The 25,246-nt window shown below is 41.5% G+C and carries 25 protein-coding genes; 15 read left to right on the forward strand and 10 right to left on the reverse strand.

Going from position 1 to position 25,246, the window contains the following annotated elements; genetic code table 11:
• The first annotated feature begins 78 nt into the window (after positions 1-78).
• A complete protein-coding gene (locus AB4160_RS14250) occupies positions 79-543 on the forward strand; it encodes a hypothetical protein (protein ID WP_102475990.1) in 465 nt (154 codons plus the stop codon).
• Positions 544-554: 11 nt separating this feature from the next.
• On the forward strand, positions 555-1,367 hold the full coding sequence (gene mutM / locus AB4160_RS14255; RefSeq protein ID WP_102439335.1) for a bifunctional DNA-formamidopyrimidine glycosylase/DNA-(apurinic or apyrimidinic site) lyase: 813 nt from the start codon (positions 555-557) through the stop codon (positions 1,365-1,367).
• Positions 1,368-1,507: 140 nt separating this feature from the next.
• Here mutM and AB4160_RS14260 read toward each other — a convergent pair whose 3' ends face one another.
• Together AB4160_RS14260 and coaD are read right to left on the reverse strand one after the other, a co-directional pair.
• Positions 1,508-2,977 carry a capsule assembly Wzi family protein gene (locus AB4160_RS14260; protein ID WP_102476014.1) on the reverse strand — a complete coding sequence of 490 codons (1,470 nt, stop codon included), beginning with the start codon at positions 2,975-2,977 and terminating at the stop codon, positions 1,508-1,510.
• Positions 2,978-3,065: 88 nt separating this feature from the next.
• Complete coding sequence (coaD, locus tag AB4160_RS14265) at positions 3,066-3,569, reverse strand: pantetheine-phosphate adenylyltransferase (RefSeq protein WP_372005164.1); 504 nt, start codon at positions 3,567-3,569, stop codon at positions 3,066-3,068.
• Positions 3,570-3,678: 109 nt separating this feature from the next.
• Here coaD and AB4160_RS14270 point away from each other — a divergent pair, with 109 nt between their 5' ends.
• Both AB4160_RS14270 and AB4160_RS14275 read left to right on the forward strand, forming a co-directional pair.
• Complete coding sequence (locus AB4160_RS14270; protein WP_372005214.1) at positions 3,679-3,969, forward strand: glycosyltransferase; 291 nt, start codon at positions 3,679-3,681, stop codon at positions 3,967-3,969.
• A gap of 95 nt (positions 3,970-4,064) precedes the next feature.
• Positions 4,065-4,379 (forward strand): galactosyltransferase-related protein, encoded by a 315-nt coding sequence (locus AB4160_RS14275; RefSeq protein ID WP_372005166.1) that lies wholly within the window; start codon positions 4,065-4,067, stop codon positions 4,377-4,379.
• A 13-nt stretch (positions 4,380-4,392) separates the two neighbouring features.
• Here AB4160_RS14275 and AB4160_RS14280 read toward each other — a convergent pair whose 3' ends face one another.
• The 5 genes from AB4160_RS14280 to AB4160_RS14300 form a co-directional block, all read right to left on the reverse strand.
• The gene (locus AB4160_RS14280; RefSeq protein ID WP_372005168.1) at positions 4,393-5,142 is read right to left on the reverse strand and encodes a glycosyltransferase family 25 protein; all 750 of its coding nucleotides are present in this window, start codon (positions 5,140-5,142) and stop codon (positions 4,393-4,395) included.
• Between the two features lie 123 nt (positions 5,143-5,265).
• Positions 5,266-6,165, reverse strand: a complete 900-nt coding sequence (locus tag AB4160_RS14285) for an adenylyltransferase/cytidyltransferase family protein (protein WP_372005170.1) — start codon at positions 6,163-6,165, stop codon at positions 5,266-5,268.
• A 179-nt stretch (positions 6,166-6,344) separates the two neighbouring features.
• On the reverse strand, positions 6,345-7,226 hold the full coding sequence (locus AB4160_RS14290) for a hypothetical protein (RefSeq protein WP_372005172.1): 882 nt from the start codon (positions 7,224-7,226) through the stop codon (positions 6,345-6,347).
• A 547-nt stretch (positions 7,227-7,773) separates the two neighbouring features.
• Positions 7,774-8,802 (reverse strand): CDP-glycerol glycerophosphotransferase family protein, encoded by a 1,029-nt coding sequence (locus AB4160_RS14295; protein ID WP_372005174.1) that lies wholly within the window; start codon positions 8,800-8,802, stop codon positions 7,774-7,776.
• 111 nt (positions 8,803-8,913) lie between these two features.
• Positions 8,914-9,942: a glycosyltransferase family 9 protein gene (locus tag AB4160_RS14300; RefSeq protein WP_372005177.1), complete on the reverse strand. Its 1,029-nt coding sequence runs from the start codon at positions 9,940-9,942 to the stop codon at positions 8,914-8,916.
• A gap of 104 nt (positions 9,943-10,046) precedes the next feature.
• Between AB4160_RS14300 and AB4160_RS14305 the strand changes: the two genes are divergently transcribed.
• A complete protein-coding gene (locus AB4160_RS14305) occupies positions 10,047-10,760 on the forward strand; it encodes a 3-deoxy-D-manno-octulosonic acid kinase (RefSeq protein ID WP_372005179.1) in 714 nt (237 codons plus the stop codon).
• Positions 10,761-10,773: 13 nt separating this feature from the next.
• Here the strand turns inward: AB4160_RS14305 and waaA are convergent, their stop codons facing one another.
• On the reverse strand, positions 10,774-12,054 hold the full coding sequence (waaA, locus tag AB4160_RS14310; protein ID WP_372005181.1) for a lipid IV(A) 3-deoxy-D-manno-octulosonic acid transferase: 1,281 nt from the start codon (positions 12,052-12,054) through the stop codon (positions 10,774-10,776).
• A gap of 132 nt (positions 12,055-12,186) precedes the next feature.
• Here waaA and AB4160_RS14315 point away from each other — a divergent pair, with 132 nt between their 5' ends.
• The 5 genes from AB4160_RS14315 (at position 12,187) to glpG (ending at position 16,672) form a co-directional block, all read left to right on the forward strand.
• Positions 12,187-12,843, forward strand: a complete 657-nt coding sequence (locus tag AB4160_RS14315; RefSeq protein ID WP_102435876.1) for a TetR/AcrR family transcriptional regulator — start codon at positions 12,187-12,189, stop codon at positions 12,841-12,843.
• A 333-nt stretch (positions 12,844-13,176) separates the two neighbouring features.
• Entirely contained in the window at positions 13,177-14,370 is a 1,194-nt protein-coding gene (locus AB4160_RS14320; protein WP_102475999.1) for a glycine C-acetyltransferase, read from the forward strand.
• A 12-nt stretch (positions 14,371-14,382) separates the two neighbouring features.
• On the forward strand, positions 14,383-15,408 hold the full coding sequence (gene tdh / locus AB4160_RS14325) for an L-threonine 3-dehydrogenase (RefSeq protein ID WP_372005183.1): 1,026 nt from the start codon (positions 14,383-14,385) through the stop codon (positions 15,406-15,408).
• Positions 15,409-15,524: 116 nt separating this feature from the next.
• Positions 15,525-15,833 (forward strand): thiosulfate sulfurtransferase GlpE, encoded by a 309-nt coding sequence (gene glpE / locus AB4160_RS14330; RefSeq protein ID WP_372005186.1) that lies wholly within the window; start codon positions 15,525-15,527, stop codon positions 15,831-15,833.
• Positions 15,830-16,672 (forward strand): rhomboid family intramembrane serine protease GlpG, encoded by an 843-nt coding sequence (gene glpG / locus AB4160_RS14335; protein WP_372005188.1) that lies wholly within the window; start codon positions 15,830-15,832, stop codon positions 16,670-16,672. The genes glpE and glpG overlap by 4 nt, the downstream gene beginning before the upstream one ends.
• Before the next feature lie 3 nt (positions 16,673-16,675).
• Here the strand turns inward: glpG and elbB are convergent, their stop codons facing one another.
• Positions 16,676-17,329 carry an isoprenoid biosynthesis glyoxalase ElbB gene (gene elbB, locus AB4160_RS14340; RefSeq protein ID WP_372005191.1) on the reverse strand — a complete coding sequence of 218 codons (654 nt, stop codon included), beginning with the start codon at positions 17,327-17,329 and terminating at the stop codon, positions 16,676-16,678.
• A gap of 385 nt (positions 17,330-17,714) precedes the next feature.
• Here elbB and polA point away from each other — a divergent pair, with 385 nt between their 5' ends.
• On the forward strand, positions 17,715-20,477 hold the full coding sequence (polA, locus tag AB4160_RS14345) for a DNA polymerase I (RefSeq protein WP_372005193.1): 2,763 nt from the start codon (positions 17,715-17,717) through the stop codon (positions 20,475-20,477).
• A 626-nt stretch (positions 20,478-21,103) separates the two neighbouring features.
• Here the strand turns inward: polA and yihA are convergent.
• Positions 21,104-21,772: a ribosome biogenesis GTP-binding protein YihA/YsxC gene (gene yihA, locus AB4160_RS14350; protein WP_372005195.1), complete on the reverse strand. Its 669-nt coding sequence runs from the start codon at positions 21,770-21,772 to the stop codon at positions 21,104-21,106.
• A gap of 167 nt (positions 21,773-21,939) precedes the next feature.
• Here yihA and AB4160_RS14355 point away from each other — a divergent pair, with 167 nt between their 5' ends.
• The 4 genes from AB4160_RS14355 (at position 21,940) to AB4160_RS14370 (ending at position 25,234) form a co-directional block, all read left to right on the forward strand.
• Positions 21,940-22,560 carry a cytochrome c gene (locus AB4160_RS14355; RefSeq protein WP_102435891.1) on the forward strand — a complete coding sequence of 207 codons (621 nt, stop codon included), beginning with the start codon at positions 21,940-21,942 and terminating at the stop codon, positions 22,558-22,560.
• 834 nt (positions 22,561-23,394) lie between these two features.
• Entirely contained in the window at positions 23,395-24,057 is a 663-nt protein-coding gene (locus tag AB4160_RS14360; RefSeq protein WP_102436160.1) for a methyltransferase domain-containing protein, read from the forward strand.
• A gap of 55 nt (positions 24,058-24,112) precedes the next feature.
• Positions 24,113-24,670, forward strand: a complete 558-nt coding sequence (gene yihI, locus AB4160_RS14365; protein WP_303445843.1) for a Der GTPase-activating protein YihI — start codon at positions 24,113-24,115, stop codon at positions 24,668-24,670.
• A 102-nt stretch (positions 24,671-24,772) separates the two neighbouring features.
• The gene (locus AB4160_RS14370) at positions 24,773-25,234 is read left to right on the forward strand and encodes a DUF2489 domain-containing protein (RefSeq protein ID WP_372005198.1); all 462 of its coding nucleotides are present in this window, start codon (positions 24,773-24,775) and stop codon (positions 25,232-25,234) included.
• Positions 25,235-25,246 lie beyond the last annotated feature (12 nt).

Raw genomic sequence — 25,246 nt, forward strand, 5'->3', positions numbered from 1 at the left:
GCAGATAACCACCAAGGGTTACCCACTAAGGCTAGCTTTGATATACACTAAGACTAACAACCACTAGCACGTTAGTTTATGGCCTTATCTCGAAAAAAATGGAATAACATCCTGATCATTGCCTGCGTTTTCATGGTGGCAGTGCTAACCTTTATCGACTCAAAAACCAATCAAATGCCCGATGATGCCCAAGCATTATTTGATGAAACTAACCAGTTAACCCAATTGCAATTCGATGATATTTGGCTTAATAAAGGCGCTAACGGCTGGGTCTGCTCTGCAAGTGTTTTAAACTGTAGAACTTTAGCCGAGGCTTGGAGCCAATTAGCAATCTCCCCCACCAGCATAAGTGATGCAGAGCGCCAACAGTTACCGGCAGCGCAATCGTTAGTGATTGCGATAAATCACACCCCACAAGGACAACTTTGGCAATATTACCCCCAGTATGGGTTATTGCAGTCAGCCGCCGATAATTGGTACCAAATCCCGCCAAGCTTACGTACTGAACTCATCCCAATCATTGCCAGCCAAACACAAGAATAATAGAGAGTCCTATGCCTGAATTACCGGAAGTTGAAGTCACTCGCCAAGGAATATCACCCTACCTCGTCGATCAAACCGTTCGCGACCTTATTATTCGTAATGGTTCGTTACGTTGGCCTGTGCCTGACATTTGCCGCAATATTATCGGCCAAACTATCCGAAATGTACGTCGCCGCGCTAAGTACTTACTGATAGATACTGACGCGGGGATCACCATAGTCCATCTAGGTATGTCTGGGAGTCTGCGAATTTTACCAGCCAACACCCCAGCAGAAAAACATGACCACATTGATTTGGCGTTAGAAAATGGCCGCATTCTGAGGTTCAATGACCCAAGGCGCTTTGGTGCATGGCTATGGTATGAATTACCTGAAGAAGCACATCCATTACTATCAAAATTAGGCCCAGAGCCACTGTGTGAAGACTTTAATCCAGTGCAACTACACAATGCCCTCGCCAATAAGAAAAAGGCCATCAAACTGTGTTTAATGGACAATCACATTGTGGTCGGTGTGGGGAACATTTATGCCAATGAAGCCTTGTTTGCCGCAGGTATTCATCCTCAAGCAGCTGCTGGCTCAATTGATATTGAACGCTTAACAATTCTGGTTGCTGAAGTGAAACAGATTTTAGCCCAAGCCATTAAACAAGGCGGCACCACCTTAAAAGATTTTACCAATGCCGATGGTAAACCCGGTTACTTCGCCCAAAAGTTACATGTTTATGGCCGTGGCGGCGAAAACTGCACTGAATGCGGCAATCTATTAAGTGAAATACGTTTAGGTCAACGCACCACGGTATTTTGTGGGCTATGTCAGACATAAGATTGTTGAGGGTAAAATAGCGCTGAACAAGCCTTACCCCAGCTTGAAAGTATTTAGCGGCAATAAATCAAAAAGCCTCGATAGCATAGCTATTGAGGCTTTTTATTGAACAAATTAAAACAATAAATTTAATAACTTAATTAAAATTTATACTGGTAACGAGTATATAAAGTGCCATCTACTTCACTGTCTTCCACTTCAAACTCTGATTGCGATACGCTACCACCAAAGGTCATCATGCCGCTTAATAATGGCATACGATAAGACAGCTCTAGCATGAGTAAATCTTCTTTCGGTGGCTGCGGCGCCCAGCCATGACTTGGACTTTCGCCATCTTTATTTAATTGGGCATAACGTAAAATAGTGGTAAATGCATGGCTATTTGAAAACTGGCCAATTAACCCCAGTGCATACACCTGAGCATCACTGTCGTAGGTGCTGCCAATAGCGCGACCATAATTTCGAGATCCACTTTTATAGGTGCTGTGCTCATAGAAGCAATTAAAGGCATTCGGGTCTTCACCGCAAAACACCATAGTATCTGTATATTCAAAAAATAGCTTATATTGCTGCGAGGCAAAACTAAAGCGGGTGTCTACACCATACATTTTAGCGCAGTCGACTATTTGCCACGGTTCACCTTTTGAGTCTTCGCAGGTGCGCTCAAGAAAAAGTCCCACAGGCACATCCCAAAAAGTATCTGAATAGCGTACATCAAAGCCCGCCATTTGATTGCCGTAATTTGAGCAACCACTACCCGTATCATTGCGACAATCACGCTGGCCAGTAATCGACTTCCAGGCGGAGTCCCAATCGCACTCTTGACCTTCACCACAAAACTGCGCCGTCCAAGAAAGGCCGATTTCTAATTGCCTTAATGGCTTTATTGAGCCGCGCACATTCCACAATAACGCATTGGGGGCATAACGATCTTCATCCATCATGCTTACTCCACCAGTGAGGTTCCACGCGCCCAGCCACGAAAGCCATGGGGTTTCAAACGCCTCAGCATTGTTGCGACTCACCATCAGTGATGGCATAGGTCGGGCATTATTGGATTTGTGTAATCCCGAATCAAAACCAGGCCCCCACCACTGCTCAAAGCTGCCTGCAGTGACAATCCAGTTACCCAATACTACCGCCATATAAGAGTCGTCTAACCGAAATTCTTTATCATCTTGGGGATCGTAGTTAGCTGAAGCAGACACTTTATAAGCGAAGCGCTCACCCATATATTCATAAGAGGCTTTGAGTTCAGCTTTTTCACGATAATCAGAGCCAAAGTGTTGAAACCTTGCTTCATCGGTCGCAGCAGTTGCTGTAATACTGGTGTTCCCTTTATTGCCAACAGCATTTTGATAATAAAAGTTCACTCGAGCAAACGCATCGACTAATGCGGGCTTCATTAATGAAGGTTCTGCTGAAGATAAATCCTTTCCAATACCCGACCACATCAGTGGAAATGTATTGATAGGTACCGTGATCACACCAGCATCTGCCAGCGCCTGAATATCTGCCCGTAGGTAAATATCTGAGGTATCAACCCAAGGCGCAGCCGAAAGTGCCGAACTTAAGCATAAACTGCCAAAGCCAAGCCCTAAAAAGCGCATTGTGAATGAACGGTGTTTAAATAGCGACTGCGATGATTTCATTTTAGGCTTATGTTTTGATGTGATGAATAACGGCATTAGCAGGCGATTACTTCGTCTGCTGTAATTTAATTGAAGCAATTTTTTGCAGCAAAGAAGCGGTGACATCCTGATGGACAAATTGACTAACGTCACCGCCATGCAGGGCAACTTCTTTTACCAAGGTAGAGGAGATAAATGAGTTTTCTTCCGCTGGGGTCAAAAAGACACTTTCTAAATCTGGACTTAAACGACGATTCATATTGGCTAATTGAAATTCATATTCAAAATCTGACACAGCTCGCAGGCCACGCACTAATACACTCGCCTGTTGCTCTTTAGCAAAATCAACTAATAAGCCAGTAAAGCCAACCACTTCCACATTGTCTAAATGGGCGGTCACTAAATTAACTTGCTCTACACGCTCTTCAAGGGTAAACATCGGCTGTTTGGACGGGTTTGAGGCAATGCCGATAATGACGTGACCAAATAATTTTGCCGCACGCTCAATTAAATCTGCATGGCCATTAGTAACGGGATCAAAAGTACCTGGGTAAATTGCGCGTCTATGCATTTGAATATTCACTGTGTAAAGTATTGCCAGCTAGTTTATCAGTATCAAATACTCGCATCAAAGTTTGATTTGATACTGGTCGTGTTTTACCATATTTCCCACTGAAGTCATTATTGCTGATGATGGTTCTAAACAAGAAACCAAAGCACTTATAGACTCTTATCGTGCCCAAAAGCTGCCCTTTACTTTAATCCATTGTTGGCAAGAAGATTTAGGCTTTCGAGCAGCAAAGAGTCGCAATAATGCCATCCAAGCATCAACAGCTGACTATGTTATTTGCATCGATGGCGATATTATTTTGCATCCTCGCTTTGTTGAAGATCACCTGAGTAATGCGAAAAAGAACCAAGTCATCGCCGGAAAGCGTGTCAGGCTATCTCAAAATTTAGCCAAAAGATAATAACTTCTGACAAGCCAATATCACCGTTACCAGCTTTATTTGCTTTTGAAAGTGGCCATAAAAATGCCCTCCGCTCTAACGTGTTAAGTCACTACTTGAGTAAAACAAACCAGAATGCAGACAGCGTGTTTAGTTGTAACTTTAGCTTTTGGCGTCAAGATGCGATAAACGTCAATGGCTTTAATTGTGACTTTGTTGGTTGGGGCGCTGAAGATAAGGAATTTTGTATTCGCCTCATCAATGACGGAGCATCAAAAAAGCAATTGAAGCATTTAGCAGTATGTTATCACCTGTACCACCCAGAATTGTCTCGAAAAATGGCACAAGTAAATCAACAGATTTATGATGACGCCATTTCAAAGAAATTAACTTATTGTCAAAATGGCATCAAAAAATACATTCCAAGCTAAAACTCACTCAAAGCTAAAGCTGGCTTGGCAATTTGGGGAGCTTACTTCGATTAATTCTTACCTTGATCTCAAAACATAACTTTTGCCAAATGCGTTTTAGGGGATGTTTTTTAGTGGTATTTCGGTTACCTAAAGTACATATTTCACTTTCAAAGTCAGCCTCTTGCACAGGAAAAGGCCGAACAACAAAGCATCTTAAGTCCTTTTCAAACCAAAACTGAATATCGATATCCACCGGCCTTGCAATAGGCATTGCCGTTGCAAGCAACTTGTTAGCCCCAGATAACGACACAAATTGACCACGGGTAGAAGAAGGCAGTTTCAAGCAGGTCGATAATGAAAAGTCATCATCAAGCTCAAGGGTATCAATAACCGCTTTTTGTTTACTGCCGTGACATAATTTAATGTAGTCCCATTGAGCTGATAATTGACTCACGCTTTTTAATAATGATAATAAATCAGGGTTTAATATCGAGTCATCTTCTAAAATAAGCGCGAAGTCCAATTGCTGCTCAAGCATCATATTCCAGCAATTCACATGGCTCAAATAGCAGCCAATTTCACCGACATTCAGCACTTTATCGTATTTAGCTAAATTTGTTGGCTCATCAAAAACCGCAGCAATTTCAGCTTCAGTCAGTGCTTTACCGTATACCGCAGGCACTCGTTCAAACTCAATATTGAGCAGCTCAAGTTGTTGCTGCATAAAAGCCATTCTTTCAGTGCTTTTATCGAGATTGATTACAAATACTTTAAACTTCATAAAGCGTCTTGATTCCGTCCTTGGTAGTACCTAAATTAATAACCCAAAAATAGCTCGATGAAACTGCAACTCAACTTTTCCGGCACAGTCTCATTCGATCGCCATGTATTATATGCCTGCCACTTATTTAGGCGTAATGTTCAATTTCTGCTTTAGCACCGTGGAGCTGACATTAGGAGTGTAATCAAAGTAGACCATGTCACAACTCACTGGAGGGTATTTCCCCTTCCAATCAGAACCCACTGATATTGCATCGATATTATATTGTTCAACGATTGACTGCTTATCCTTATCAATCTGAGGGATCACTTCATCCACATAGCGGTTAGCTTCTAAAATGGAAATTCGCTCTTCAAAAGGAATAACTGGCGGTCTACCTTTAGAATTAATAATCACTTCATCGGTAGAGACACCGACAACTAAGTAGTCACACAGCTCTTTAGTCTTTTTAAGAATGTTTAAATGGCCTTGATGAAAAATATCGAAACAACCAGAAGTGTACATTCGGCGATATTTTTTAGCCGTAACCACTGTTTTGAGAGAAATGAAATCACTCTTCAAGGTTTTCAATAGCTCTTGCTGGTAGATACTATCCAGCTGCAGCTCATCTCCTAAGCTAGGAGGATTTGGCCAATGACTATCTTCAAAAACTTTGTCACAAAACTCAACTGGAGAATCATAGCGAGGAATAATATGAAAATGCACCGCTGGATCAACCATCATTAACATTAAATAGTTAATTTTGCTGTAATCAAAGCGCTTCTTTAATACTCTCTCAATATCAGCAATTATGAGCGCTTGCTCAGCTGCCGCTTCTTTAGAAATCGCTGAATATTGGTGCACACTCTCTTTGCAAATAAGTACCATTGAACCTAAAGTGGGTTGCATGGGTCTGAGCAATAAATCCCAATGTTGATATGATTTAATCAGGCTTTGTGGATAAGCAAATTTTTTGAGCGTTACTTGAGGCATGAATTCAGTACACGGTAGAATTGTGATTAACATTTTAATCCAATAATCCATACTCGTCTATGAGTTAGTTGGCCTGGTCAGTTTGTTTTTTTTGTCATTTAACACCTCAATAATTGGATTATATTCCATTATTAAAGTGTCCAGTTTGATTAAAGCAGATTCAGTTAAACATGTTGTGTGAGTAAAGGGCAAAGAAGGCGAGTATTCGTCGTAAAAAGTCTACACACTTATTACAGCCTATTGAATTCCCCTAATTTTTTAATTTTTATTAACACATTTACTTTAAATTTAGCTAAGATTTTATATGGCTTCATATATAAATTCCTCAAGAAATAAACGAATTTATAGCGATAGATGACCATTAAACGTTTATTGGTCATTTTCCCCGTATTATTAATCCTTACATGCTTAAAATAAAAAGATAAATAGCGCCGATTACGGGTTCGCTGATAAAAATAATCGCTATTGATATCACCTTCCCTATACTCTAAAACAACAGAAGATAGCATACCTAAATTCAACAATGCCCTTGGAATACGATGACCAACACCAGTGATGGTTAATGCTTTAACACAATGACTAAAACGTCTTTTATGTAGTTTATCTCGCAAAGATAAAGGGTCATAGATAATTGTTAATGCTGCATTACACTGGCTAGCATCCAAACCTCGCTCACTTTTTAATTCAGCAGCTTTGTGTACCCATGGTGCAATAATAGGATTGTACGTACTTAAAGGCATCAATAATAATGCTCGGTCAATTGCTAACTTATTTGCATGTAGTGCAACAGCAAAACCACCTCGACTGGCTCCGTAACCAATTCTACTTGGGAAAATAGCTAAATCGGCTCTTAATTTATCGATAAAGCATTCAAATATTGGTGATTCAAATAAATTATTTTTACCAATATGAACAAAAGAAATAACATTCATTTGACGTTTAGCAAAAAAATCGAAACCCCATGCGGATTGACCTGATGAGATATCATGTTCATTAAACGGCTTAGAACCAGGCGGAAAAGTAACCATGATAGGCTGATTAATATCAAATATATGATATTGGATAAATACATCGTCAACTTGGATTCTAACTTGCTGATTAAGTTTAAGCATTAGCTCGCTCTATTGCTACACAAACACTTTAGGTCAGTGCTTACAAAAATATATTGAATTTGATTTTTGCAAAATAAAAAACTAAATAGAATTTCATTCCGTCTCACGTTAACCATTAACAAACCAACCTAAACACTAACATCTAACCTCAACCGCAGAAAGCAAGCGGTAACAAGTAAACCTTTACCTCAACAATAGTAACACCCTTAGATTTCCACAGTAAATTTTGTCAGATAAAATAATGGAACACAACAACCGCTTAAGTCATCAGCATATGAGGTGGTACCTCAAGTTAATTATGATAGATTAGAGGCATGAAGTAACCTACCATTTTATCACATGTTTATCGGTGAAGACAGGAGATACATTGAAAGAGGAATAACATCTAAGCTGAATTTGATATCCCTTATTTTATATACACTTATCACACCACAAAACTTGATTGTTCAAGAAACACTCAGCAAAACCTATACTACATAATAAGATTCAATGGTGCTTGAGAATATCGCACCACTGAATATCATCTAAATAACCATAAACTCTTCAATTAAGACATCCGATAATACTTTAGTTCTTTACGAATTTTAAAACGTCGAATTAAATTTAATGGCTTTTTCTTTAAATGGGCTGTGCCTTTTTGAATTAAAGACTCCATAGCATCCAATGCTCTTTCGCTCGACAAACCATCTTTGTATGGATGTATTGCACCTGAATGGCTTTTTACTTCAGATAATAAATCATTACTATCAAAAAGCGCTTTATCCAATACTTTTTCTAAATCATCAGCTTTTTCAAAGTTGAGCATCCACTTTTCAGGCCTACGATTCTTAAAGGCCACTACGATTTTTTCTTGTATCGCAAACTCAGCAAGAATAGACGAGGTGTCAGATAAAATGATGTCCGCCGCTTGTAGTAACGGAATAACATCGCCCGTTTCTATAAAGCGTAAGTTTTCAGATGATAAGGCTTTATACATGGCAACTTCTTCACTGGTCGCTTTTGGATGCAGTTTTACAATCCATTGCCAATCTCGCGTTTTAGTTAATCGCTGAATATTAGAATAAAGTTGTTCAGTACTGGTCAATTTGGGCGAAAAAGTAGGCGCGTACAAAATAACCGGTTTATCAGACTGAAACTGAGCGGTGTTCGCATGCAAAGTAAATAATGGATCTAGTTTTGACCAACCAGTCTCAACGATTTCACAGGTTCCGTCATTTATTGCTTCAAAGCCCTTAGTAATATTAGGCCCTTGGGTGCAATATAAATCAAATAAGCCTCTAATGTTAAACTTACCTTTTTTCCCGGAGTCGAAACCATGGAACACCTGCACCTTGATCCCTGGAAAAAAATCAGGAATCAAGTTCCCAGGTGCCAGTGTCGCATCTGCAGAATATTGCTTAACCGCAGGCACATCAGTTAGACGCTTATCCGTAGGCTGTAAAAAAGATTCTGCTTCACTCCCTTTGGGAATATACCAAGCGACAGAGCCACCACGTTGCTTTACCACTTTCTCAATAGGTCTTAACACACTAAAAGAATAAGATAAAGTCACATAAAACAAATAACGCATAGACATAAAAACCTTTTTAAAATAACGCTTTAAAACGCCAAACACCGTTCACAGCAATATCGTATCGACCAGCACTATTGGCTTAATTTACATTTTGGTCTAACAGTACTACTAGTTTCAAATACGATCAAATTGCTTTTTGACCGTTTCAACAAAAATCATTGCCATTAAATTACTCCCCTTTGCCCTTTTACCCCAAGCAACCTTACTATCAGGAAATTGCTGCTTAATCACTTGATCATACACGCTGACGACCGAGTCTAAACTGCTATAAGGCCCTGTTCGGCCTGGATTTGAATGGGCGTATAAACCAATCACTGGCGTACCTTGAGTCACCGCCATATGGGCGGGACCGGTATCAGGCGCAATCACCAGACTGGCTCTTTTCAATAGTGCCAATAATTGCGTTAGGCTGGTTTTTCCAATCATATTGTCGATATCGCTATGACTGTGCTTAATGATGTTAGCCGCCAAATCGACTTCCAATTGACTTGGGCCGCCGCAAACTATCACCCGATAGCCTTTTTCGACCGCATGATCTGCCACTGCTGCGTAACGCTCTGGCAGCCAATTACGCTCAGCTTTACTGGCTGCGGGGCAAATCACTAACACTTTTTCATCATCTGTGATGACTTGTTTGGCGAACTCGGTATCGGTTTCAGGTACCGGAATATTCCAGCTTGGGGTTAAATCTTTAACGCCAATGGCTTTGGCAAAGCCCATAAACCCTTCTAACACATGGGGCGTTGCTAGCGGCTCCACCCTATGATTAGTCACCAACCACTGACCCTCTTTGGCTCTGGCTTTATCAAAGCCCACTCTAACTTTGGCTGAAATCATCAATGATGCGATGGTCGCTCTCAGCGCCACTTGCATGTGTAGTAAAACATCAAAGCGTTGACCAGCGAGGGCTTTTCTCAATTGGCCATAACTGCGCCAACCTTGGGATTTATCAAAGATCACAAACTGAATACCGGGCATATGTTTAACCAATTGATATTCAACTTTACCAATCACCCAAGTAATGGCTAAATCAGGATATTGACGCTGAATCGCTTGCACCATGGCTACCGCATGACACACATCTCCAATCGCGGATAAACGAAGTAAACATAAGGATTGTATCGATGAAAAGTCTGCTTTCATGGGTTACCACTAACGATTTAAAGGGAATTAAGTACAAGTATTCGATCTTAATGTAGAATATTGTTTTTAGCCACCGACAAATCGACGCTTTTACTCATTGGCCTATGCAATTTGAATCAACAGATACTGGGATCATTGCTTGGTGCGAGCCACTCGCGCAGCAATTAACTCCCGCACAATTCCAAGCTGACTATTGGCAGCAACAAAATGCCATTATAGGCCAGTCAAAAGGTCGCTATACCACCTGGTTCGTGGAAAATAACCACCAGCGCTGGGTATTACGCCATTATTGGCGTGGTGGCTTGATGGCAAAATTCAGCCGTGATGCTTATGTTTTTACTGGTATGTCTCGCACTAGAGCCATTGCTGAATTAGCATTATTAGAGAAGCTATTTGATGAAGGCTTTCCAGTGCCTAGACCCATTGCAGCCAATGTTGAACGCTTTGGTATTTGGTATCGCGCCGATTTGATTATTGAGCTGATTGATGGCGCGAAAGATTTGGTGGCCTATTTATCCACAGCAGCCATGAGCGATATTCAATGGCAGCAACTGGGCGGCCTCATTGCCAGATTTCATAATCGGGGCGTATATCATGCCGACCTTAACGCAAAAAATATCTTACTGGCCGAGGCGCAATTTTACCTTATCGATTTTGACCGTGGGGTAATAAAAACACCCGCCAAGCAATGGCAGCAAGCAAATTTAAACCGATTACTGCGCTCGTTTAATAAAGAGCAAGCGAAACTGCCAACATTAAATTTCAATGAATCAAATTGGCAGCAGTTACTTTACGGTTACCAACAAGCCATTAATTAACTGAATTTAGCGATTAGCTGATTAACTGAGTAAAGCGCAATTGCTGCTCAACTATTTCAAACTGCTTTTGCAATGCGCCGCGATTTTGAGACACCACCGCTAAGCTCGCTTTGGCGGCGCCATCATGCAATTCGACGTTAGCAAACAGCTGTAATAGCATGTCAGCGAGTTCATCGGCGTTATTCACCACGGTTAAGCCACCAGCTTGCTCAAGCAAGTGGGTGATTTCAGCAAAATTCCAATGGTGCGGGCCAACACTTACTGGCAAGCCCATTGCTGCAGGCTCTAAAGGGTTATGCCCGCCACTTTCAATCAGTGTGCCGCCAATAAAGGCAACATCGGCAGCCCCATACAACATCAACAGTTCACCCATGGTATCGCCCAGCAGCACTTGGGTGTGCTGATCGACCGCCTCATTCATACTGCGCCTTGCTAAATTTAACCCTTGTTGAGTGGTCGTCACAGCGGCAACATTAAATTGTTCAGGGTGTCTTGGCGCCATAATCAGCAGCGCATCAGGATATTGCTCCAACACTTTTTTATGGGCTTGCAACATCATATCAAACTCACCAGGATGAACACTGCCAGCAACCCATACAGGGGCTTGGCTTCGGTTCCAATCAGCTCTTAAGGTTTTAGCTTGTTGGTATTTGCTGTCATCAATCTGTATGTCAAACTTTAAACTGCCGCAAACATGCAATGACTGAGTGTTGGCCCCTAACGCCGCAAAGCGGGCAGATTCAGCCTCGGTTTGCACCGCAATAGCATCAAGCGCCGTTAACATGGGTAAACTTAGCCCCATTTGCTTATGGTATTTATCGGCAGATTTTTGCGATAAGCGCGCATTAGCTAACACCAAGCGAGTATTATTCTTCTTGGCAAAATGAAGCAGGTTTGGCCACAATTCAGTTTCCATAATCACGCAAAGTTGCGGATTAACCTGCTTGATAAAGCGACTAATACAAAGGTTAATATCAAACGGAAGGTAACAATGCTGCACACTATCGCCAAAAGCCTTTTTAACCTCAGCAGATCCCGTAGGGCTTGTGGTGGTAACCGTAAATGACAGTTGTGGGTACTGTTTCATTAAGCGTTTTATTAACGGTATTGCTGCTAAGGTTTCCCCCATCGACACACTATGAATAAGTACATCAGTTTGCTTTAAGCGCATTAATCCAAAACGCTCGCCCCAGCGGCCGCGATAATCAGGGCTTTTAAACGCACGAAAAGCCAAATATGCCACGATGAGAGGGGATAACAGCAAGAGTAAAACAGAATATACGCCACGAGTCATGAAAACTACTTGATCAATTTTGCTTGTCAGATATCCACAATGTTAACATAATCTAAATTCATAGGGATATGAGCTTAGTCGTACCTAGTTAAGAAATGATTTCTTCATGAGCCTCTGATAATTGGAACTGATATGAAAACCCGCGATAAGATAGTTTTTGCCAGCCTTGAACTTTTTAACGAACATGGTGAACGTAATATCACCACCAATCACATTGCGGCTCATTTAAATATCAGTCCTGGAAACCTGTATTACCATTTCCGCAATAAAGAAGACATTATCAATTCTATCTTCACCATGTATGAATCTAATCTTGAAAATGGTTCAAAGCCTTATGAAGACGTATCAATTGACGTTGAATTATTATTGGGCTATTTCGATGCGATGTTTTATACCATGTGGCAATACCGATTTATGTACGCCAACCTAGCCGATATTTTAAGTCGAGATGAAGCCTTAAAGCAGCGCTATACTCTGGCACAAAAAAGCGTATTAGCACGCTCAAGTAACGTCCTTAAACAACTTAAACAAGATGGTTTTTTAAACGTTGAAGACGATAACATCGTCGAACTTGCAGATACCATGAAGATGATCGTTAGCTATTGGATTAGCTATCAACTGACCCAATCGGGTGCATCAAAAATCACCAAACCTGCAATTTACAAAGGTTTATTACGGGTGGTTATGCTGTTTAAAGCGTATTCAACGCCAATTTCTCAACCTACCTTTGCACGACTTGAGCAGCACTACCGCGAGTTAGTCTCTCAAGACGCCTGCCCAGAGCTTTAATTCAGGTAAATTAAACCGCCCTTACAATCCCATTGCTGGCAACTATAATAATAGCGTTGGCAAAAGGGATTGGCAGTATTTTAATCATAAAATACCGTTTTACTGCCACTTATTAATACTTCCCCAGTTAATGAAAGTTGATTAGTTTTATTTATCCGAAATCACCCCAAGCCCTAATCAATTTTATGTAACCACTGCGCTTAAAAAAAACGCTGTGGCCTTATAAAAATTAAGGGTAGAATGCCGACAACTCCCGATCAGAAATCAGCGCATGTTTTACTTAAACAGCCAAAGGTTGCGATTAACATAATAACCATTATTAGGAGAAATCAGGTGGCCTCTACCTCATTTTACGACCGCATAAATCAACAACTTGTCGATGTTAAAGCTGAAGGCTTATACAAGAGTGAACGTGTCATTGCGTCTGCCCAGCAAACCTCTATCAATGTAAATAGCGAAGAAGTGATTAACTTCTGTGCTAATAACTACTTAGGCTTGGCAAATCACCCTGAATTAATTAATGCTGCTAAGAATGGTTTATCAAGCCACGGCTTTGGTATGGCATCGGTTCGTTTTATTTGTGGCACCCAAGATATTCATAAGCAATTAGAAAATAGCTTAAGTGAATTTTTAGGAATGGAAGATACCATTCTTTACTCTTCATGTTTTGATGCCAATGCGGGTTTATTTGAAACTCTGCTAGATGCGAACGACGCTATCGTCTCTGATGCGCTAAACCATGCCTCTATTATTGATGGTGTGCGTTTATGTAAAGCTAAGCGTTTCCGTTATGCCAACAACGATATGGCCGATCTTGAAACCCAGCTGATTGCCGCGCAAGCTGCGGGCGCACGAAACATTCTTATCGCCACTGATGGCGTGTTCTCAATGGATGGTGTGATTGCCAACTTACAAGGTGTGTGTGATTTAGCCGATAAATACGATGCACTCGTCATGGTTGATGACTCTCACGCTGTGGGTTTTGTTGGTGAAAATGGCCGTGGCACCCACGAGTTTTGCCAAGTAATGGATCGCGTCGATATTATTACCGGTACTTTAGGTAAAGCCTTAGGCGGCGCTTCAGGTGGTTTCACTTCTGCTAAAAAAGAAGTGGTTGACTGGTTACGTCAGCGCTCTCGCCCTTACTTATTTTCAAACTCTTTAGCGCCTTCAATCGTGAGTGCATCAATCCATGTGTTAGAAATGCTAAAAACGGGTCACGATTTACGTGAAGCCGTATGGGAAAACAGCCGTTACTTCCGTGAAAAAATGACAGCAGCAGGCTTTACTTTAGCAGGTGCTGATCACGCCATTATCCCGGTAATGATTGGTGATGCTAAATTGGCAGGTGATTTCTCAAACCGTCTATTAGCTGAAAATATCTATGTTGTCGGTTTCTCATTCCCGGTTGTGCCAAAAGGCCAAGCCCGTATTCGTACCCAGATGTCAGCGGCGCACACTAAAGCGCAAATTGATAAAGCAATCGAAGCCTTTACCCGTATTGGTAAAGAAATGGGCATTATTTAGGACTCACTACACATGAAAGCACTAAGTAAATTAAAGCCTGAACAAGGCATTTGGATGGTTGATGCGCCTAAGCCAACAATGGGCCATAACGATCTATTAATTAAAATCCGTAAAACCGCCATTTGTGGCACCGATGTGCATATCTACAACTGGGACGAATGGTCGCAAAATACCATTCCTGTGCCTATGGTTGTTGGACACGAATATGTCGGTGAAGTGGTCGATATGGGCCAAGAAGTTCGCGGCTTTACTGTCGGCGACCGTGTTTCAGGTGAAGGACACATCACTTGTGGTCATTGCCGAAACTGTCGTGGTGGTCGCACTCACTTATGTCGCAACACCTCTGGTGTTGGGGTGAACCGCGAAGGTGCCTTTGCTGAATATTTGGTGATCCCAGCATTTAATGCCTTTAAAATCCCTAGCGATATTTCAGATGACCTAGCGTCTATCTTTGATCCATTTGGTAATGCTGTGCATACGGCATTATCTTTTGATGTGGTCGGCGAAGATGTACTGATTACTGGCGCAGGTCCTATCGGGATTATGGCTGCCGCTGTATGTAAGCACGTTGGCGCCCGCCATGTGGTTATCACTGATGTAAATGAATACCGTCTTGATCTAGCCCGTAAAATGGGCGCGACTCGCGCAGTAAACGTCGCAACCGAAAGCTTACAAGATGTGATGACTGAATTAGGCATGACTGAAGGTTTTGATGTTGGCTTAGAAATGTCAGGTGTCCCATCAGCATTCCATTCAATGCTCGATACTATGAATCACGGCGGTAAAATTGCCATGCTAGGTATTCCTGGCGGTGAAATGGCGATTGATTGGAGTAAAGTCATCTTTAAAGGCCTTATCTTAAAAGGCATTTATGGTCGTGAAATGTTTGAAACCTGGTATAAAATGGCCAGCTTAATTCAATCTGGATTAGACTTGTCGCCAATTATCACGCATCACTTCAGCGTTGATGACTTCCAACAAGGCTTTGACGCTATGCGCTCAGGTCAATCAGGTAAAGTGATATTGAATTGGGATTAATCACCATATAGCGGATTTATTCTCATCTAAAAAGGGGTTGTATACGTACAACCCCTTGTCACATACTAAAGGCTCTATTTTCATTTTTACTATCGTCATTTTTTAAAGGATTAACCATGTCAGCGTTTAAGCATTTATCGATTAATGAACTCATTCACATGCAAGAAGATGCCAGTGATGTTCAAATTGTTGATATACGTGATGCAGCCAGTTTTGCAGCAGGGAATATTGAAGGCTCTGTGCACCTTACCAATGAAAATATCTCACACTTTATGGCAGGTGCTGATATGGATAAAGCCCTAGTTGTTGTCTGCTATCATGGTATGAGTAGTCAAGGCGCTGCAGGTTACCTTATCGAACAAGGTTTTGATGATGTTTATAGTCTTGATGGTGGTTATACAGCTTGGAGTGCAGCTCACGCATGATTGAAATCGGCCAATTACCTAACGCTCGCGCAGCACAGGCATTTATAGACTATTTAAAAGGTCTTGGTATTGAATGCTACCCCGTAGTGATTGAAACGGGCGTATCTTTGGTCGTTGATCAACAATCTCAGGCAGAACAAGCCAAATATGAGTTTGAACAGTTTAGACAAAACCCTTATCAGAAAAAGTACTTACAAGCTTCTTGGGATAATGGCACCACCGAAACAAAATTAGATTATGGTTCCTCCAGCTTGGGGCTTATCCAACAGTTTATTACTGGTGCAGGGCCGCTAACTCTTATTACCTTCTTCGCCTGTGTGCTGGTATATGCCGGCATGAACCTTGGCTTTGCCAATAGCATTTTTAGCCAGTTATCATTTTTTGGCGCTGTGCCCCAAAGTGACATTAGCCAAATATGGCGCGTATTCACCCCAAGTTTAATGCATTTTTCATTAATGCATATCGCCTTCAATTTATTATGGTGGTGGTATCTAGGCGGCAAGATTGAAACCAAGCTAGGCAGCAAGCCACTGATAATATTACTCGTCGTTGCAGGGAGTTTACCCAGCATCGTGCAATACATGATGACAGGGCCTAACTTTGGCGGCTTATCAGGCGTGGTATACGCCGTAGTGGGCTACACCTGGATAATGGGGCAACGCCAACCCCAATCAGGTATTGGCATCCCTAATAGCTACATGGGCTTTATGCTTGTTTGGCTGGTACTGGGCTTTACCGATTTACTTGGTATGCCCATCGCCAATGGTGCTCATATCGGCGGATTATTGATTGGTTTAGCTCAAGGCGCTTTTGATAGCCGTAAATCAGCCGCTAAATAACCACTAACACATCCCCAGCACTTCTGTAACGAGCTTTTTAATACCCACATTAGCCTCAGCTATGGACGTCGCCAACATATAGGCTGGGGTGGTTACCAGCCTATTTTGCTTATCAATAACGATATCAGCGCAAGTACTCTCTAAATGCTCACCACCCATTTCATTAAATGCCTGAGCCGTCGCGCGATCATTACCTATGGTGCCCTTAGGAGAATTTTTAAATATTCGCGGTAACATGATAGGCGCTATACACATAAAGCCCATTGGCTTGCTGGCAAGCACAAATTCTTGAATGAAGCTTTCCACTTGTGGCTGGACCACGCAATCACCACCAGCAATAGCAAAGTCACAAAGATTTTTGGCTGCGCCAAATCCACCAGGGACGATTAAGCCATCAAATTGCGCAATATTAAGCGCACTAACATCACTGATGTCACCACGGGCAATACGCGCTGATTCCTGTAATACATTTCTTTGAGCATTCACTTCAACTTCACCGGTTAAATGATTCACCACGTGCAGTTGATTAATATTTGGCGCAAAGCAATGATAACTCGCCCCTGCCTGAGATAATGCCAATAAGGCTAATACTGACTCTTGAATTTCTGCTCCGTCGAACACCCCGTTCCCACTGAGTAATACCGCAATATTTTTCATTAATGATCCCTTACCATTGTATTAATTTAACTTTTTTTCAACAAACCTATTGATCTGTTCAAAAAACATGCTAACTTAGTTTCTCGAATTCACACCATGGTTTAAAATCTGTACCAAGATTCGAGTTAATTCAATAAGAATATTAAAAAAGTCCACAAATTAGGAATATATTTTAAAACTATAATTCAACTCACAAAAAATATAATTAATACAATAAATCAAAGGTTTAACTGTTTTACTCCCAGCCGTATTTAAAACACCTCTAATTGATTAATTAATTCACTCACAGACTTATCCACAGCCTGAGATGAAATTTGCCGTGGCCGAAAAGCCGTGTATGTGGCATTCTAGAGCCATCTCAGAACACTGAATATGAAACCAAACTATGCCAACAATCCCCAATAACCCACTCGTCCTTGTGGATGGTTCTTCGTACCTTTACCGCGCTTATTATTCTCCACCGCATTTAACCAACTCTAAAGGTGAAGCGACGGGTGCAGTTTACGGTGTAGTGAATATGCTTCGTAGTTTAATGAGCCGCTATAACCCTAGCCATATTGCCGTGGTATTCGATGCCAAGGGCAAAACTTTCCGAAATGATATGTATAGCGAATATAAAGCACAGCGCCCGGCTATGCCTGATGACTTGCGCACTCAAATTGCACCACTACATGCCATTATTCACGCTTTAGGTTTGCCACTTATTTGTATACCGGGTGTTGAAGCTGATGATGTCATCGGCACGATTGCACTTAAAGCCAGTAAAGAAGGTCGCGCGACGCTTATCAGCACAGGTGATAAGGATATGGCGCAACTTGTTGATGAAAACGTCACCTTGATTAACACCATGACCGATACCATAATGGGCCCAGAAGAAGTCACCACTAAATTTGGTGTTGGCCCTGAACTTATCATCGATTTATTGGCAATGATGGGTGATAAAGCCGATAACATACCTGGCTTACCAGGTGTTGGCGAAAAAACAGCTTTAGCTATGTTAACGGGAGTCGGCGGTGTTGATAAGCTCATTGCCAATCCAGAAAGCGTGTTAGATGTGACTTTCCGCGGCTCTAAAACCATGCCAAAGAAAATTGCCGAAAATAAAGACATGCTGCAGCTGTCATACGATCTTGCCACCATCAAAACCGATGTGGAGTGGGATAATGACTGGGATAAATTAGCCACCAAACCACAAAACCGCGATGAATTGGTTAAGCTTTATGGTGAAATGGAATTCAAGCGCTGGTTAGCAGAAGTATTGGATAATAAATCAGGCTTTAATACATCAAGCAAGTCTAACACCACAGAGGAAATCACGCCTGTCGCTGCGGCCATTGAAGTTGAATATGACACCATATTAACCGAAGCGCAGTTAACCCTTTGGATTGAAAAGCTATCAAAAGCTAAATTAATTGCCATCGACACCGAAACCACCAGCCTAAACTACATGGAAGCAAAGCTGGTCGGTATTTCATTTGCAATAGAAGCAGGTAAAGCGGCTTATTTGCCGTTAGCCCATGATTACTTAGACGCACCACAGCAACTTGCTATGGAGTACGCACTTGAGCAATTAAGACCGATTTTAGAAAATGACCAACTTGAAAAAGTCGGCCAAAACCTAAAATACGATATCAGTATCTTTGCCAATGCAGGCATCAGCCTTAAAGGTGTTCGCTTTGATACCATGCTTGAGTCCTACGTGTTTAACTCTGTCGCCTCTCGTCATGATATGGACGGATTAGCCCTTAAGTATCTTGGTCATAAAAATATTAGCTTTGAAGAAATTGCCGGCAAAGGCGCAAAACAGTTAACCTTCAACCAAATTAATTTGGATGTAGCTGCGCCCTATGCAGCAGAAGATGCCGACATCACCCTGCGTTTACATCAGCACCTATGGCCAAGAATAGAGAAAGAGCCAACACTCAGCTCAGTATTTAATGAACTTGAATTACCGCTAATCCAAGTATTATCAAATATCGAACGTCAAGGCGTACTCATTGACAGCATGCTGCTCAGTCAACAAAGTGATGAACTTGCACAGAAGATTGACGATCTTGAAACTAAGGCTTATGACATCGCCGGTGAGAAGTTTAACCTCGGCTCTCCAAAGCAATTACAGGCATTATTTTTTGATAAACTTGGCTATCCGGTCATCAAAAAGACCCCAAAAGGTGCCCCGTCAACCGCAGAAGATGTACTGGTTGAATTAGCCCTAGATTACCCGCTTCCTAAAATTATTTTGCAGCACCGCAGTCTGTCAAAATTAAAGAGCACCTATACCGACAAATTGCCATTAATGGTTAATCCTGTTACCGGGCGCGTGCATACCAGCTATCATCAAGCCAATGCCGCCACAGGACGTTTATCATCAAGCGAGCCAAACCTGCAAAATATCCCTATCAGAACCGAAGAAGGTCGCCGCATTAGGCAAGCTTTTATCGCCGCTGAAGGCCGTAAAGTATTGGCTGCCGATTACTCGCAAATTGAATTACGCATCATGGCGCATCTTTCACAAGATAAAGGCTTATTGACAGCATTTGCTGAAAATAAAGATATTCATAAAGCCACCGCAGCAGAAGTATTTGGGGTGCATTTTGAAGAAGTGACTACCGAGCAACGCCGCCGAGCTAAAGCGGTTAACTTCGGTTTAATCTATGGCATGTCAGCGTTTGGCTTGGCCAAGCAGCTAGATATCCCACGTAAAGAAGCTCAAACCTACATTGATACTTACTTCGCCCGCTATCCTGGCGTATTGAAGTACATGGAAGACACCCGCGCGTTAGCCGCTGATGTTGGCTATGTCGAAACCCTTTACGGCAGACGACTGTACTTACCTGATATTAAAGACAGAAACGCCATGCGCCGTCAGGCGGCTGAGCGCGCAGCGATTAATGCGCCAATGCAAGGCACTGCCGCTGATATCATCAAAAAAGCGATGATAAAGATCGCCGCTTGGATTGAGAACGACACTCAAGGTGAGATCACCATGATGATGCAGGTGCACGATGAATTGGTTTTCGAAGTGGATGCAGATAAAGCAGAAGCCTTGAAGAGCAAGGTCTGTGAACTGATGGCCGAAGCGGCCTCCATTGATGTGATGCTATTAGCTGAAGCAGGACTTGGAAACAATTGGGATGAGGCGCACTAGGGTTTAACGACTCACATATACACCTAAACAGATGATGAAACGGATGCGGCTAAACAGATAGTCATTGCCGAATACAAAATACCTGTAATGAAAAATTTACAGGTATTTTTTTACCTGCTTGTTTACCACTTAGTCTTTTGCACAAAAAACGCTGATAAACCCAGCATAAATTGTGTTGCTGCTCACAATATTGTTCATTTTAACGAAAAACAGTTTTTCATTTAAAGGCTAATACCGTATTATCTTCGCTGTAGGGTACAGAGGTTAAGATGTTCCATCTTTCAGACCTTTTTATTTCACTAGAAATAGTGACAAGCCGAATTATGGCGCTCCAGCATCTATATATGTTGGAGCTTTTTTTTGCCCAAAATAAATTTTAGAGTAAATACTTTAACTACATTTAAGAAACAGGTATTATGAGCTTATTGAGCGTCATCAATGAGTAGATGGCACTTGAGTCTTGTTGAATTTAGCTTCTCCCCAAAAGAGCTAATTTTTTTAACCGATAGCTATTTAGTTATCGGTTTTTTTTTGCCATTTTTCGAAACTCGATTTTTAAATGCAAAAAAGGCTACTAAGTACAAAGTCTTAATAGCCTTTTTAAACTGAATAAGAATTAGTTATTCTTATTCAGCCTGCTCTTGCGATGCTTGCTCCGCTTCAGCTTCAGTGAGCCAGCTTGGGTTACACCACTCATTTAAAATGCCTAGCACTTTAGGTTTACCAGTCCCTTTAGTAGAAGAGAAAGGTTCAACTTTAACCCAATCCCCATACTCAGCTAACTCTTTACGCACCGCATTAACTGTCTTCATTTTGACGTTTTGCGCGAGCTTATCAGACTTAGTAAGCAAAGCTAACACTGGGATTTCACTCAGCACAGCCCACTCAATCATTTGCAAATCGAGATCTTTAAGCGGATGGCGAATATCCATTAACACCACAACACCGCTTAAACAGGCGCGCTCTTGTAAATATTCACCTAAAGCTTTTTGCCATTTATTTTTTAATGCTAAAGGCACCTTAGCAAAACCATAGCCAGGCAAATCAACTAGACGACGGTTTTCTTCAAGTTCAAAAACATTAATAAGTTGAGTACGACCGGGGGTTTTACTGGTTCTTGCTAAGCCTTTTTGATCCGTTAATGCATTCAAGGCGCTTGACTTACCTGCATTAGAGCGGCCAGCAAACGCTATTTCTACTCCGGCATCACCAGGTAAGTACTCATTTAAGTGTGCAATGTCTGGCGCACTAATTAAAAACTTGGTTTTTCGAAAATCTATACGCGTTTCTGGCACGATTTACTCCAATAATTTTTAGGTAATACCTTAATTATGTAAGATTTGCTTACTTTTCCACATTTTCGTGTAAAATATTACCCGGATCACAGTTTGTAGATTTTACCACGCTTGCAGGTCACCCTAGTAAGCTCAGGACAATAAATTAAACAAGAAGTTGGAACGCCATGAAAAAGTTAGCTCTTGCGCTGTCTGTATTTGCCGCTATATCAACCCCTGCAATCGCTGAAGGTAATGTGGAAGCGGGTAAAACTAAATCAGTTATGTGTTCAGCCTGTCACGGTGTTGACGGTAACAGCATTGCTCCTATTTGGCCTAAACTGGCCGGACAGCACGCATCTTATCTAGAAAAGCAATTACATGATTTCCAAGCGGCGGCTAAAAGCGGCGGCAAAGAAGGTCGTAATGATCCTACCATGATAGGCATGTCAATATCCTTATCTGAACAAGATATTAAGGATGTTTCTGCATATTATGCTAGCCAAACATTAAATGTAGCCGATGTGGCGAGTATTCCTGCTGAAGGCGAAGCCCTTTATAAAGGCGGCGATATGGATCGTGGTATCACTTCATGCATGGCATGTCATGGACCAGATGGTAAAGGCGCAGAGCTTGCAGGCTTCCCATCAATTGGTGGTCAACATGCTGATTATGTCAAAATCCAGCTAAATAAATTCCGCGATACAAATCGTAACAACGATCTCAATGGCATGATGCAAGATGTTGCTAAAAAGCTAACTGACAGTGATATCCAAGCATTATCTCAATATATTTCAAGCCTTAAGTAAATTTTACTGCTCGCGCTGACAACGACAAAAAGGGTGACAATTCACCCTTTTTTATAACCTCAAGTTTACGTTTACGTAAACTTGAGGCTATTGAGGCTTGACAGAGATCGCTCTTTTAGGGTTAAATAGCCCCGTACCGAAATGAACCCAACTGTCAGAACAAAAATATCAATTCTATCTCACAGATTTCGGCTACGTTTACATTTAAGATATAAGAATAATATTTACCAATAACAATAATATAAATAAGACCACTCACTAAAAATAATAAGAGTAGTGATTTCAGCTTGAAGTCCAGGTCATATAGAATTTGTAAGGATTAGACCGAATGGTCGACACGCTTAAATAGCACTCCCTTACGCAACAGAGATAAAACCCCATAAGGACACTACTTTAAGGATTAAAGTAGCGGCAAAGGAAGCTAATTGCTTAGGATGCACTTGCGGAGGCTTGATATCACTGGACGGTACTTTAAACATGGATTGTTTACTAATGTCATTGAAGACAACTAGGAAATTGATGTGTCATTGAAGACCATCTACGGAAGCTGTGGTCAGGACGGCAACAGGATTTAAATAAAGTGTCATTGAAGACCGATAACAACTAAAAAAGCATGGAAAGCGCTAAAAACAAGAAGGATACTGACCGGGATAGTCACATAGCAAGTACGGATACTTGGAATCAGAATATAGTGTGATAAGCACTGTTTTACGAGGTGGCAGTTTACTGCCACCTTTTTTTATTTCCGCTTTTTGTAATCACTTTCATAATCAACCTAAATCTGCTATTGATTGATATATATCTTTGTTTTTGTTCAGGTGCCTGCTTACTTCAATGATAAAATGTCCCTTGTGCCGTTATCGTGCTGAATTTTTTCTACAAGATAAAAAAAGAGCCTTTTACCGCTGCGATCAATGCGGCCTTGTTTTCGCTAACCCCCAATCCCACCTTATGCCGGCAGCGCAATTACAGCGTTATGGCCGAGCCAATAAAGCCAGCAAGCAAAAGCAACTAATTCAATTTATCAAACCCTTGCTGTCACAGATAAGCGCCCAGCAAAGTGGTTCATTGACAGGGCTCAATTTTGGCAGGGTGCTAGACAAAGCCAGCCTCGACAAAATTGAACACGCGGGTCACCGCCTTTATCAGTACGACCCATTTGTTAAAGCCGATCAACAACTTTTCAATCAGCAATACGATTTCATTTGCTGCTATCGGGTACTAGAGCATTTCCAGCAACCAGGTAAAGAATGGCAATTACTGTCAAAATTGCTAAAACCTGGTGGATGGTTAGCAATAAGTACGTCTTTAATGACTGATTTAAATCACTTTTCTAAATGGCATTTCAAGAATAACCCCACTCACGTTAGCTTTTATCAGCAACAAACTTTCGAGTATTTGGCACAACACAGCGAATTTACGCTATTATTTGCAGCAAAAGAGCTCGTATTGATGCAAAAAACATCAAAGTCTGATATAAAGCGCATCCTTATTTAGTGCAAGGTGGATATGAATCCGTCTAGCCAAATTTTACAACCTAATGAGATCACCAATGGCTCGTAGTAAAAAATCGCGCAAGGGCGGCGAAAATGGCCCTAAACAAGCACCAAGAGTCAAAAAGTCTGAGCGCAAAGTCATCGGCGGCAAGAAGAATGATTCTGGTCGTAAATCAGGTAGCCGTCATAACGAAGCCCTGATTGAAAAAGAATCACCACATGTGAAAACGCAAAAAAATAATGACCCTCGTCATGGTAGCAAGAAGCCTGTTGCGTTATCGTTTGCACCAGCTAAAGAAGCAACTGTTGCTGCTAGTGCAAAAGTGAAACAGCCTAAACTGACTGACGAGCAAAAATTATTAAAGCTTGAAGAAGATCCAAGGTTTAATGACTTGCTTGATTTGCTAGAAGAAGGCAAAGACTTAGCCGCTGACGATCAGAAATGGTTAGATAGCCAATTATCTAAAATTGAATCGCTGATGGAAAAATTAGGCATTTCGGATGCTGAAGAATTACCAGCACCAGCCGCTCCGAGTAAAAAAGCCGCTTCAGATGATGATTTATATGAGCGCTTTGAAACAGGCGCGGATGTATTAAAAGACTACCAGTCTTAATCATTACTACTTTTAAATGGCATATCTATTTCAGATATGCCATTTTTCTATTTATTCTAAACTAAGCCTTATTCAAGCCTAACATCACTTTAAGGATAAACTGTGTCTAGCATTGTTATTGTTGTCGCTGTCATCATTGTATTACTTTTAGCTTCTTACGCCGGATACTTGCTATTACAAGTCAAGAAACAACAACAGGCATCACTAGCAGCCAGTAAGCAGTGCACAATAGAAGCCAGAGCCAAAAAACAACAAGTATTAGATGATATCAAGTATATCGCAGCAGCCATGTTAGAAGAGCGCTGTGAGCCTTCTGAAGGGGTAATGCGAATCGCTAAGTTATTTGATACCTTATCCATGTCTGAAGCAATGGCCGTTGAATTCCCGCATATCTTCGAGCATTACGCCTGTATTAAAGATCATCCCATAAAAGATGCACGCAGCGCTTTACCTAAACAGCAGCGAATGAAATTGGACTTAGCCAGAATGAAATCTGAAGCAAAGTTAGAACAAAGCTTGCTTGAAGACGCTAAGAAGTTGAAACAGTTTCATTTCATGCATTAATAACCGACAGTT

It is taken from the genome of Shewanella sp. 10N.286.51.B8 (assembly GCF_041469325.1).
Classification (GTDB): domain Bacteria; phylum Pseudomonadota; class Gammaproteobacteria; order Enterobacterales; family Shewanellaceae; genus Shewanella.

Bases quoted from the DNA above. Each gene is read 5' to 3' on its own strand.
- AB4160_RS14250 (WP_102475990.1), top strand. From the start codon at position 79: ATGGCCTTATCTCGAAAAAAATGGAATAACATCCTGATCATTGCCTGC.
- mutM (WP_102439335.1), top strand. From the start codon at position 555: ATGCCTGAATTACCGGAAGTTGAAGTCACTCGCCAAGGAATATCACCC.
- AB4160_RS14260 (WP_102476014.1), bottom strand. From the start codon at position 2,977: ATGCGCTTTTTAGGGCTTGGCTTTGGCAGTTTATGCTTAAGTTCGGCA.
- coaD (WP_372005164.1), bottom strand. From the start codon at position 3,569: ATGCATAGACGCGCAATTTACCCAGGTACTTTTGATCCCGTTACTAAT.
- AB4160_RS14280 (WP_372005168.1), bottom strand. From the start codon at position 5,142: ATGAAGTTTAAAGTATTTGTAATCAATCTCGATAAAAGCACTGAAAGA.
- AB4160_RS14285 (WP_372005170.1), bottom strand. From the start codon at position 6,165: ATGGATTATTGGATTAAAATGTTAATCACAATTCTACCGTGTACTGAA.
- AB4160_RS14290 (WP_372005172.1), bottom strand. From the start codon at position 7,226: ATGCTTAAACTTAATCAGCAAGTTAGAATCCAAGTTGACGATGTATTT.
- AB4160_RS14295 (WP_372005174.1), bottom strand. From the start codon at position 8,802: ATGTCTATGCGTTATTTGTTTTATGTGACTTTATCTTATTCTTTTAGT.
- AB4160_RS14300 (WP_372005177.1), bottom strand. From the start codon at position 9,942: ATGAAAGCAGACTTTTCATCGATACAATCCTTATGTTTACTTCGTTTA.
- AB4160_RS14305 (WP_372005179.1), top strand. From the start codon at position 10,047: ATGCAATTTGAATCAACAGATACTGGGATCATTGCTTGGTGCGAGCCA.
- waaA (WP_372005181.1), bottom strand. From the start codon at position 12,054: ATGACTCGTGGCGTATATTCTGTTTTACTCTTGCTGTTATCCCCTCTC.
- AB4160_RS14315 (WP_102435876.1), top strand. From the start codon at position 12,187: ATGAAAACCCGCGATAAGATAGTTTTTGCCAGCCTTGAACTTTTTAAC.
- tdh (WP_372005183.1), top strand. From the start codon at position 14,383: ATGAAAGCACTAAGTAAATTAAAGCCTGAACAAGGCATTTGGATGGTT.
- glpE (WP_372005186.1), top strand. From the start codon at position 15,525: ATGTCAGCGTTTAAGCATTTATCGATTAATGAACTCATTCACATGCAA.
- glpG (WP_372005188.1), top strand. From the start codon at position 15,830: ATGATTGAAATCGGCCAATTACCTAACGCTCGCGCAGCACAGGCATTT.
- elbB (WP_372005191.1), bottom strand. From the start codon at position 17,329: ATGAAAAATATTGCGGTATTACTCAGTGGGAACGGGGTGTTCGACGGA.
- polA (WP_372005193.1), top strand. From the start codon at position 17,715: ATGCCAACAATCCCCAATAACCCACTCGTCCTTGTGGATGGTTCTTCG.
- AB4160_RS14355 (WP_102435891.1), top strand. From the start codon at position 21,940: ATGAAAAAGTTAGCTCTTGCGCTGTCTGTATTTGCCGCTATATCAACC.
- AB4160_RS14360 (WP_102436160.1), top strand. From the start codon at position 23,395: ATGATAAAATGTCCCTTGTGCCGTTATCGTGCTGAATTTTTTCTACAA.
- yihI (WP_303445843.1), top strand. From the start codon at position 24,113: ATGGCTCGTAGTAAAAAATCGCGCAAGGGCGGCGAAAATGGCCCTAAA.